This is a genomic window from Nocardioides immobilis (assembly GCF_003515065.1).
GTDB lineage: Bacteria > Actinomycetota > Actinomycetes > Propionibacteriales > Nocardioidaceae > Nocardioides > Nocardioides immobilis.
In genome coordinates this window covers 65,694-76,447 of sequence record NZ_QXGH01000039.1, presented here as the reverse complement: position 1 = coordinate 76,447, position 10,754 = coordinate 65,694, and the positions used below count along the sequence as shown (strand labels likewise).

Annotated in this window: 9 protein-coding genes; 8 read left to right on the top strand and 1 reads right to left on the bottom strand. The window is 70.0% G+C overall.

Going from position 1 to position 10,754, the window contains the following annotated elements; genetic code table 11:
* Positions 1-257 precede the first annotated feature (257 nt).
* From D0Z08_RS27725 to D0Z08_RS27715, 3 genes are all read left to right on the top strand, one after another.
* Positions 258-899, top strand: a complete 642-nt coding sequence (locus D0Z08_RS27725) for a SigE family RNA polymerase sigma factor (RefSeq protein ID WP_220454398.1) — start codon at positions 258-260, stop codon at positions 897-899.
* Positions 896-2,035, top strand: coding sequence for a TolB family protein (locus tag D0Z08_RS27720; RefSeq protein WP_118928530.1), 1,140 nt, complete (start codon positions 896-898; stop codon positions 2,033-2,035). The genes D0Z08_RS27725 and D0Z08_RS27720 overlap by 4 nt, the downstream gene beginning before the upstream one ends.
* Positions 2,036-2,141: 106 nt before the next feature.
* The gene (locus D0Z08_RS27715; protein ID WP_118928529.1) at positions 2,142-2,489 is read left to right on the top strand and encodes a hypothetical protein; all 348 of its coding nucleotides are present in this window, start codon (positions 2,142-2,144) and stop codon (positions 2,487-2,489) included.
* A 469-nt stretch (positions 2,490-2,958) separates the two neighbouring features.
* Here D0Z08_RS27715 and D0Z08_RS27710 read toward each other — a convergent pair whose 3' ends face one another.
* Positions 2,959-4,326: a GntP family permease gene (locus tag D0Z08_RS27710; protein ID WP_118928528.1), complete on the bottom strand. Its 1,368-nt coding sequence runs from the start codon at positions 4,324-4,326 to the stop codon at positions 2,959-2,961.
* Between the two features lie 108 nt (positions 4,327-4,434).
* On the opposite strand from D0Z08_RS27710, the gene D0Z08_RS27705 reads away from it, so the two are divergent.
* The 5 genes from D0Z08_RS27705 (at position 4,435) to D0Z08_RS27685 (ending at position 10,742) form a co-directional block, all read left to right on the top strand.
* Complete coding sequence (locus D0Z08_RS27705) at positions 4,435-7,143, top strand: bifunctional acetate--CoA ligase family protein/GNAT family N-acetyltransferase (RefSeq protein WP_118928527.1); 2,709 nt, start codon at positions 4,435-4,437, stop codon at positions 7,141-7,143.
* Positions 7,144-7,173: 30 nt separating this feature from the next.
* Positions 7,174-7,767, top strand: coding sequence for a DUF5998 family protein (locus tag D0Z08_RS27700; RefSeq protein ID WP_118928526.1), 594 nt, complete (start codon positions 7,174-7,176; stop codon positions 7,765-7,767).
* Positions 7,764-8,912, top strand: coding sequence for an alkaline phosphatase family protein (locus D0Z08_RS27695; RefSeq protein ID WP_245994570.1), 1,149 nt, complete (start codon positions 7,764-7,766; stop codon positions 8,910-8,912). Before D0Z08_RS27700 ends, D0Z08_RS27695 begins: the two co-directional genes overlap by 4 nt.
* A gap of 85 nt (positions 8,913-8,997) precedes the next feature.
* Positions 8,998-9,531 (top strand): SigE family RNA polymerase sigma factor, encoded by a 534-nt coding sequence (locus D0Z08_RS27690; protein ID WP_118928525.1) that lies wholly within the window; start codon positions 8,998-9,000, stop codon positions 9,529-9,531.
* Complete coding sequence (locus D0Z08_RS27685; protein WP_118928524.1) at positions 9,528-10,742, top strand: beta-propeller fold lactonase family protein; 1,215 nt, start codon at positions 9,528-9,530, stop codon at positions 10,740-10,742. The genes D0Z08_RS27690 and D0Z08_RS27685 overlap by 4 nt, the downstream gene beginning before the upstream one ends.
* Positions 10,743-10,754: the final 12 nt, after the last annotated feature.

Sequence of the window (10,754 nt, the reverse complement as noted above, 5' to 3'; positions counted from 1 at the left end):
GCTTCTACAACCACCAGCGCCGACACAGCGCGGCGGGCATGATGAGCCCGATCAACTACGAGAACACCGCGGCCCCCGACCGGGAAGCCGCATAGGGAAGCCCTCCACGATTCGGGGGGAACCACAAAACGACCTCTACCGCCGAGTGTCCGCGCGAAGTGTCCGGGTGCGGATGGGCGGATTGACGGATGCCCTTGGGCTTGGCGATCGGTTCCTGGGACCATGGAACGTTATTGCCCCCTTGTGACGATTAGTAAGTGAGGGCCGACAAGGCCGACAAGGGATGGGACACGATCATGGTCGAACCCGCCAGGCCCGCCTGGGATGGTCCGGTTCCGGATGACGCTGGTTTCCGCGAGTGGATGCTCGTCCGGGGATCGGCACTGCGCCGTAAGGCGTTCCTCCTGTGCGGCGACTGGTCTGCGGCTGACGACTTGGTGCAGGACGTACTGGTTGCGATGTACCCCCGATGGTCGCGGATCGTGCGGGGCGGAAACGTGGATGCCTACGCCAACCGGGTGCTGGTCGGCAAGCACGTCGACGCTCGTCGTCGTCCGTGGTGGCGGGAACGGCCCGTGGATGGGGTCCCAGACTCGGTCGATTCCACCAGCGAGCGCGCTATCGCCGCGGTGGACGAACGCGACGGACCTCTCATGAGCGCGTTGGCCACACTCCCGGCGGGCCAACGCGCCGTCTTGGTCCTGAGGTTTGCCGACGACCTTTCGATCGAGGAGATCGCCCAGGTCATGGGCATTCCGGCAGGCACTGTGAAGAGCCGCCTCTCCCGTGGCACCGAGACCCTGCGAGCCCATCTTGAGGTTTCGGGTGAGCGCGCCAGGCGTGCGGCACCTCTCGATCCCACCCCGACGTCCGCTCCCGTCACGGAGGACCTGTCATGACCGCGGACCTGCAGGACCTTTTCGATCGGGCTGGGAGGAACCCGCCCACCGGTGCCTTGGACGCTGACGCAGTCCTGCGCAGGGCCCGGCGCTCCCACCAGCGCCGCGTCACCGGTGCAGTGGCGGCCGCCGCGGTCGCGGTGATCGTCGGCAGTCTCGCGATCACCCACGGCGGCGACGACTCCAAGGAGCCGGTCGGCCCGACGCGGACGCCGACCGAGACGCACGCGATCGATCCCGTCCTGCGCAACGGCCAGATCACCAGCGCCGAGCGATTCCTCGGGGTGGAGGGCCAGGGTTACAACTGGCGTTCCTTCGACCCCGTCTCGGAGACCGGGCTTCTCGTCACCCACCGCGGCAAGGGGTTCTACGGACCCATGGACGGTCTCGCGGTCCTGGGACGGACCGGTCCGGTCGCAACGCTCACCTGCGACCGCGACCTGACGTGTGCGGGCGAATCGCTCTCCTACATTGCAACCCTCGGTCCGGGAGCAAGCGAGGTCACCGTCGCACACGGCGACCCCGCCGCGCAGGTCATCGGCTATGACGGCACATTGCACCGGACCATCGACCTCAGTCCCACGATCGCCGGCGGCGCGGTGGTGCGCGGTCTGCGGTGGTCGCCCGACGGCAGTCGGCTCGCGGTGCTCACCGAGCAGTATGTCCGTCGAAACGATGAGCTGGTCGGAAGAGCCTCACGGGTGTGGCTGGTCGACCGAGAGGGTGGCGACGCCCGGCTCGCATACTCGCTCTTCCTCGACCGTGATCCGACGGACACGCTCGACGCCTCGGACTTCGACGGAACGGGAGCCATCTGGTTTCCCGGCTGGAGCTGGAGCTGGTCACCCGACGGGCAGGCACTGGTGCTCGACGTACTCACCCGCGGCAACGGCGGCGCCGTCGTCGTCGTCCTCCGCCTGCAGCCCGACGACCCGGCAGGCCCGGTGAGAGCCCAGACGCTTTATCACTCCAACCGGAGCTTCGACTGGTGGGGGAACGTCGCCTGGTCGCCCGACGGGACCCGGATCGCCGTACGAACCAGTCACTTCACCGAGATCTCGGCCGAGGACGGCAGCGTCATCGCCGAGCACCCCCGCAACTCCGGCTGGCTGATCTGGCCAGCGAGTAAGGAGTAGCCCGGCGTGCCGCGTGCCGCCCTAGCCGTCACGGCAGGGCTGCGGCCGGTGGCAGGCCTCGCCGGGTGCGGGACAAGGAAGCGGCGACCGGCGTACCGTTCCTCGAATGGAGACTCGGCCCGGTTTCCAGCGGATGTTGGCAGGCGGGAGCGCGGTCGTTGCCGCGCTCACTACGGTCGTCTACGTGGTCGTGATCCAGCAGGAAGGCAACAACCCATTCTGGGACGTCTTCCCGTGGGTCATGATCATGCTGATCGGAACAGTCTCCGCCGGCGGATCGGCTCTAGTGCGGGACGCCCGCACCGCCATGATCTCCGCGATCGCGGCTGCAGTGATCCTCGGGATCCTCGGGTTGGTCGCCATCTTCAGCGTCGGGATGGGCTTCATCTTGGCTGCGATGCTGGCCTCTCTCGCAGCGATCGCGGCGTCCGTGACCGTGCCGCAGGCTTCCTAGGGCCGAACCCGCAACTCGATCGTCCGCGCTGGAGGGCCACGATTCTTAGGGCCGGGCGAACGACCAGACGGGCCGGATATCGGTGTCCTGGCCAGTGAGCCCCGACTCGGTGAGCAGGGGCCTCAACACGCAGTATGGCGCCGCCAGCTCGCGCAGCAGTGAGGGCTCCTGCGCCTAGGAGTACCGGTGGCTCTTCGCCTCGTGCCCCTGCTCCCGGGTGCAGGTGCGGCCGTTCATGGAGCGGTGTCCGCACAGGTCATCGGCCGGTGAGACCGGAGCAACGGGGTCGGCCGGTGGGGTCTTGGCTGATGGCGCCACCGGTCTCGTCGGGGTCGGGGCCGCGGCCGATCTTGCCGACCTCTCGTTGTAACGGGCCTCTCGCATCGCGAGGAGCGCGGCTTCCTTGCTCATCGTGTGTTCACCCGACCAACCCTAGTCGGGCGCTCCGACCGTGGAGAGCGCGCTGAGGTCAGGTGGCGGCGGCCACCAGGCTGGCGACCAGCACCAGCGGCAGGGAGACCAGGGCCCCGAGCGAGGTGGCCATCGTCAGGGTCTTGAGGCTGCCCTTGGTCGAGAGGTCGAGCAGGGTGCTGAACATCCAGAAGAAGTTGCTGTTGACGTGGAGCGCGAACATGGCGCCCGACGCGATCGCCAGTGCGATGACGACGGGATCGACGTCGAGCGACCCGACAACCGGCGAGATGATGCCTGCGGCAGTGATCGCGCCCACGGACACCGAGCCGATCGCGAAGTGCAGCACCGCGGCGATGCACCACGCGAGCAGGATGCTGATGATCACGGGAGCGTTCTCGTCGGCGGAGAACAGGTCCTTGAGCGTCTCGTCCATGCCGCTCGCCGCGATGATGGCACCGAGGGAGCCACCCACACCGGTCACCAGCAGGATCTCGCCGGTCGTGTGGAAGCCGGCGCCGAGGACCGACCCGACCTCTTCGCTGCCCAGCGACGCCCGGACCATGCCGAACGCGATCAGCAGGCCGAGGAAGAGCGCGATGTTGGCGTCGCCGAGGAAGGCGATGACCGGGTTCGACACGTCCGCCACGGCGGTGATCGCGCCGGTGGCGATCAGGACCAGCGGCACCAGGATCGGCAGCAGTCGCACGACCAGGGGCAACCGCGCGGCACGCTCGGCCCGCGGCACGTCCTCCGTCTCGTCGTGGACGTGGCCCTCCTCGACGACCGCCTCCAGGTCGTAGTCCGTCTCCTCGTTCCAGTAGCCACGGCCCAGCAGCAGCCGGAACAGGAACGTGGTGACCAGCGCGGTGGTCAACCCGATCGGCAGCCCGTAGATCAGGTACTTGCCCAGCGGCACGTCCATGAGCCCGGCGACCGCGACCGCTGCCAGTCCCGGCACGACGAAGACGTAGCCGGAGAAGATCCCGATCGCCATGGCGCCGGCGAGCCACGGAAGGCCGTGGCGGCGGTCGACCGCTGGCGCGGACTCCTTGGCCATCGGGGCCGCCAGGACGACCTGCACGTCGACGTAGATGGACGGGAAGATCGTGGAGAGGGTCCCCGCCATCGCGTACGGCAGCCGGCGACCGACCCGGCGCGCGAGGATCTCCACCAGGTCGCCGAAGGTGCCCATCGAGTGCAGCAGTGCCCCGATCAGCACGCCGAAGCCGATGAGCAGTCCGACCTCGGCCATGATCTCGCCGAACCCGCCGGTGATCCCGGTCACGGTGCCCTCGGCGCCCAGGCCAGTGGCGAGTCCGAGGTACACGCAGGCGATCAGCAACGAGATCACGGGGTCGACCTTGAACCTGATGATGAGGACGATCGCGGCCAGGATGGCGATGGCAGAGTGCAGGATCTCCATGGGGAATCCGATCTGTGAGGCCGGTAGGCACCCCACGCTAGGGGACGCCGCCGCCCTAGGCGTGCACCTGACTCCGCGAGTGGCGAGATAGCCACTAGCCTCGTTCCTGTGACCGAGTCCGGGACGCCCACCGAGGAGATCGGGCCGCCTCCCACCCACTGGGAGGCCGACGTCCTGCTGCGTGACGGGCGGACGGCGCATATCCGGCCGATTCAGCCCGACGACGAGCAGCTGATGGTCGAGTTCTACTCGCGGGTGTCGGACGAGTCGAAGTACTACCGCTTCTTCTCGCCGATGCCGAAGCTGTCCGAGCGGGACATCCGGCGGTTCACGCACGTCGACCACCACGACCGGGTGGCCCTGGTCATGGTGCTCGGAGGCCAGATGATCGCCGTCGGTCGCTACGACGTGGTCGAGCCGAAGGAGGCGGAGGTCGCCTTCCTCGTCGAGGACCAGCACCAGGGCCGCGGCATCGCGCAGCTGCTGCTGGAGCACCTCGCCCAGGCCGGCCGCGAGCGCGGCGTCGAAAGGTTCACGGCCGAGGTGCTGCCGGACAACAACCGGATGATCCAGACCTTCCGCGACGCCGGCTACCGGGTGGCGAGCGGGTACGCCGACGGCGTGATCACGCTCGAGTTCCCCATCGACCCGACCGACACCGCGATCGGCGTGATGCACGACCGCGAGCACGTCGCCGAGTCCGCGTCGATCCACCGCTTCTTCCACCCGAAGTCGGTCGCGATCGTCGGCGCCAGCCGGCGGCAGGACACGATCGGCCAGCTGCTGGTGCGCAACCTGGTCAACGCCGACTTCACGGGGCGGGTCTACGTGGTGAACCCGTCCGCCAGCGCGGTCAGCGGGATGCCGGCGTACAACTCGGTCAACGACATCCCCGACGACGTCGAGGTCGCGATCGTCGCCGTACCGGCCGACGCGGTGACCGACGTGGTGCTGGACTGTGCGGCCAAGGGCGTGCACGGGCTGATCGTGATCTCGTCGGGCTTCGCCGAGACCGGCGAGGAGGGCCGGAAGCGCCAGCGGCACCTGGTCGGGCTGTCACGGTCCTACGGCCTGCGCCTGATCGGGCCCAACTGCCTCGGCGTCATCAACACCGACCCCGAGGTCTCGGTCAACGCCTCGCTGTCGTCGGTCATGCCGGCCCGCGGGCGGGCGGGATTCTTCTGCCAGTCCGGTGCCCTCGGCTCCGCGATCCTCGAGAAAGTCAAGAACCGGGGCCTCGGCATCTCCACGTTCGTCAGTGCTGGCAACCGCGCTGACGTGTCCGGCAACGACCTCCTCCAGTACTGGGAGGAGGACGACTCGACCGAGGTCGTGATGATGTACCTCGAGTCGATCGGTAACCCGCGGAAGTTCTCGCGGATCGCGCGCCGGGTCTCGCTGCGCAAGCCGATCGTGGCGGTGCGGTCCGGGCGGACCACGCAGGGCGTGCCGATGGGCCACACGGTGCGCCAGATCTCGGCACCGCAGGCGGCGGTCGACGCGATGTTCCGCCAGGCCGGGATCATCCAGGTCGACACGCTCGAGGACATGTTCGACGTCGCCCAGCTGCTCGCGCACCAGCCGCTGCCGCGCGGCCGCCGAGTCGCCATCGTCGGCAACTCCGACGCGCTCGGTCTGCTCGCCGCCGACGCGGCGTCGGCCGTCGGGCTGGTGGTCAACCGCTCGGTCGCACTCGGTGCGGACGCGACGGCCGAGGACTTCGAGGACGCGCTCGACGAGGCGATCGACGACGAGGACGTCGACTCCGTGATCGCGGTCTACATCCCGCCGCTCAACGTCTCGAGCGACGAGGTCGCGAACGTCCTCGCGGCGGTGGGGGAGCAGTCCGACAAGCCGCTGGTCTCGTCGTTCCTCGGTGCCCAGGGCATTCCGGAGCTGCTCCGGGTGCCCGACGTTGCCGGCTCGACCGCAGGCAGGGGATCGGTGCCGTCGTACCCGGCGGTGGAGGCCGCGGTGCGCGCCCTCGCGCGCGTGGTCGAGTACGCCGTGTGGTTGCGCAACCCGGAGAGCGTCCCGGCCGACCCGGGCGAGGTGCAGACGGCCGCCGCGCGGCAGTTCGTGCAGCGGCAGCTCAGGGACCGCAACGAGGAGGTGCTGCTCGAGCAGGAGCAGGTCGCCGAGCTCCTCTCGTCGTACGGCATCGACGTGTGGCCGTACGTGCCGGTCGGCTCGCTGAAGCAGGCGCAGTCGGTCGGCCGGCGTCTCGGCTGGGACGTCGTGCTGAAGGCCACCCGGGAGTCGGTGCGCGAACGTCCGGACCGCCAGCACGTCTGGCGCAACATCGAGACGTCGAGCGAGATGCGGGAGGCCTGGGGCACACTCACGGCTGCGGTCCCGCACCCGGAGGACGCCGCGTTCGTCGTGCAGAAGAACGCCCCGACCGGGGTGCCGATCTCCATCCGCTCGTTCGAGGACCCGCTCTTCGGCCCGGTCGTCTCGTTCGGCATCTCGGGGCCGATCATCGAGCTGCTCGGCGACTGGTCGTACCGGATCCCGCCGCTCGACGAGCACGAGGTCTCCGCCATGGTGCGGGAGGTCAAGAGCTCACCGCTGCTCTTCGGCTACCGCGGGGCGGACCCGGTCGACATCGGGGCGATCGAGCGGCTGATCACCAAGGTCGCCCACCTCCAGAACGACCTGCCCGAGGTCAGCGCCCTCGAGCTCTCGCTCGCCCTCGCCGGTGTCGACGGAGTGACCGTCCTCAGGGCGTCCGTCCGGCTGGCGCCGGTGCGGGATCCGCGCCCCGACTCGCTGGTGCGCCGGCTGCCCGACGTCACGCTCACCCTGCCCGGGTGATCGCGCCCGGGACCGTGGCAGGATGCGACCATGCCTGACGTCCGTTCCCGTACCTCCGAAGACCGGGATCGTGCCGCCGAGCTCCGCGAGGCGCTCGACCGCACCGGCTACTACCCGGAGGTGGTGGCGGACGCCGTCACCGAGGCGGTGGGCGGCGAGCACGTCGTGTCCTTCTACGTGCACCACGAGCCGACGTTCGAGCGCGACGAGGTGCGCCGCCACCAGAGCGTGATCGTGCTGACCCCGAGCCGGTTGATCCTCGCCCACACCGACGAGCACGCCGGCGACGACCTGCTGCCCGAGCCCTACACGTCGACCTCGACCGAAGCCGTCAGCCTGAGCGCCGTCTCGTCCGTGGTCGTGACCCGGATGACGACCAACCCGACCGCGGGCCCACAGCCCCCGGTCGAGGCCGTGCTCACCATCGGCTGGGGCGCCGTGCAGCGGATGGACCTCGAGCCGGCCGGGTGCAACGACCCGCAGTGCGAGGCCGACCACGGCTACACCGGGACCCTGTCGTCCGACGACTTCTCACTCCGGGTGTCGGCCGCCGCGGACGGCACCGACGCGGTGGGCGGCCTGCTGTCCTTCGCCGCGTCCCTCTCCGCGCGCACCCACGGGTGAGCGTCCTCGTGCCCGACCCGGCGCCGGTCACCGGCTTCTGTGAGCCGGCGTACGGCGACCGGTCGCTCGGGGACGTCGTCCCGGCCGTGGCTGCGGCCCTAGGGCACCCCCTGGGGGTGGCACCGACGGGGCTCGAGCTGCCCGGGGCGTCGTCGTACGTCGTGTTCCTCATCGACGGGCTCGGCGCCAACCTGCTCCGGCGGCACGAGGAGGCGGCGCCGTACCTCTACTCGCTGCTGGCCGGGTCGACCATCGGCACCGCCGGGGTCCCGTCGACGACCTCGACCAGCCTGACCTCGCTCGGCACCGGGCTGGTGCCGGGCGGCCACGGCCTGGTCGGCTTCACCACCCGGGTGCCGGGCACCGACGACCTGCTCAACGCGCTGCTGTGGGACGCCGACGTCGACCCGGTGGAGTGGCAGCCACACACCACCGCCTTCTCCCGGCTGCAGGCGTCCGGGGTCCGGGTCAGCGTTGTCAACAAGCGGGAGTTCAACGGCAGCGGGCTCACCGTCGCGGCCCACCGCGGCGCGGACTACGTGGGCGTCGACCGGGTCGGGGAGCGGATCGCGGCCGTCGTCGCGGCGTCGGCGGACAGCCCGTCGCTGACCTACGTCTACGACGGTGACCTCGACTGGACCGGCCACCGGTGGGGTGTGGCCTCGAGCCACTGGGAGCAGCAGCTCGCGATGATCGACCACGAGGCGGAGCAGCTGCGGGACGCGTTGCCGTCCGACCGGCGGCTGCTGGTGGTCGCCGACCACGGGATGGTCGACGTCCCGGTCACGGACCGGATCGACGTCGCCGACGACGGCGACCTGAGCGCCGGTGTCGCACTGATCGGCGGCGAGGCCCGGTTCCGTCATCTCTACTGCGTCGGCGGCGCGGTGCCCGACGTGGTCGCGACCTGGCGCGCGACCCTCGGCGAGCGCGCCGAGGTGCTCACCCGCGGCGAGGCGATCGGACGTGGCTGGTTCGGCCCGGTCGACCCTTCGGTGCTGCCGCGGATCGGCGACGTGGTCGTCGCGTGCCGGGGGAGTGCCGCTGTGCTGTCCACCGACGGCTTCCCCTACGAGACCAAGCTGATCGGCATGCACGGCTCGCTCACCGACGACGAGATGCTGATCCCGCTACTGGTGGACTGATCCGCCGAACCTTTCCGGCGACTACCGTCGTCAGGGAGGGTGAGCGGGGCGCCACGAGGGGCCGCCCCCGGGAGTCGGAGGCACCATGGCTGCTCGCGACAGAGCCGCGTTCGCGGAGTTCGTCGCCGCCCGGTCGGGCGCGCTTCATCGCGCTGCCTACCTGATGGTCGGCGACGTCGGTCTGGCCCAGGACCTGGTCCAGGAGGCCCTGACCAAGACCTATGTCGCCTGGCCGCGGCTGCGCGACATCGGCAACGCGGAGGCCTACACCCGCAAGGCGATCACCACGACGGCGATCACCTGGTTCCGCAAGAAGAGCTGGTACGGCGAGCGGCCGGCCGAGCTCGTGCCCGACAGGACCGGCGTCGGACATGACGACGCGGTCGCCGTACGGGCGTCCCTGATGCAGGCGCTGGGCCAGCTGCCGCCGCGGCAGCGGGCCGTCATCGTGCTCCGCTACTACGAGGACCTCACCGAGGCCCAGGCCGCCGCCGTGCTCGGCTGTGCTGTCGGGACCGTCAAGAGCCAAAGCTCGGCCGCGCTCGCCAAGCTCCGCGACCTGATGGGCGACGAGCTCGATCTCACTGACCTGATCACAGAAGAGGGGGTGCTGGCATGACCGAGCAGCTCAAGACCCTGATGGACCGTGCCGCCGACCTCGACTTCGCCGCGATCGACGTCGACGCCATCACCGGTGCCGGTGACCGCACCGTGCGCCGCCGCCGGATCGCCACCGGCGTCGCCGGTGTGGCCGCGCTCGCGGTCGTGGCGACGGGCGCCGTCCTGCTGGGCGGCGACGATGGCGACCGCAAGACCGACTTCGTGGACGATCGGTCCCTCACGGACGTGGCGATCTGGACCGAGGGCAGCACGCTGCACACGCCCGACCGGAGCTGGGACCTCGGGGTCGATGTCGCGACCTTGGTACGCACCAGTGAAGGAGTCGCGTTCCTGGGATGGGACGGCAACAAGGAGGGGCGTTTCGACGTCTACACGTTCACGGGCGACGGCGAACCCACGCGGATCGGCGAGACTCAGGACTGGCACTTGCGGTCCGACCCCGAGCAGCCCTACCTGGGCTGGCTCGACGGCACCGGGCAGGACCTGGACGCCGTCATCTACGACGTGAGCCGGGGCGAACGGGTGTGGAGCGAGCCGGCGGAACAGCGGTACTCCTTCCCGGTCGTGGCTATCGACGGCACACAGGCGTACCTCGCTGGCGTCGACGAGGGCCCGTTCCAGGTCCTGGACCTGGCGTCGGGAGACCTGAGGGAGCTGCCGGACAACGAGATCTGGCGGAGCTTCGTTGCGGCCAAGGGCGACCTGGTGGCCCGCACGGACCACGGGGCGGTCGAGGGCGGTGACGGCAACGCCCTCGTCGTCGGTCCGGTCGGTGCCGATCCGGTCTCGATCCCGGGCGGCGCCGCTGACGGCGCGGTCTTCTCGCCCGACGGTCGGTGGATCAGCGTGTTCAGCGACGGCTTGAGCGTGCACGACACGGCGACGGGCGAGGCGGTCGCGGTCGATGCGGGTGGCTACGCGCACGGTCTCGGCTACGACTGGCTCGACGCCGACACGCTGCTGGCGATCGCCGGGACCGAGGCTGGTGACGAGGTCGTGCTGTTCCAGTGCGAGGTCCCCGCCGGCACGTGCGACGAGGTAGCGCCCCTCGGCGGGTTCGAGGAGGGCGAGCTGTTCGCGATCAGCTTCGGCGAGTCGATCTGGGCCGGTGTGGCCGAGGGCGAGGCATCCGGCTCGGAATCTGTCGAGGTCGAGGTGTCGGAAGTGCCGCCGCCGACCCAGTCATCCAGCACCGACCGTCCGGAGTAGATCTGGCATCCT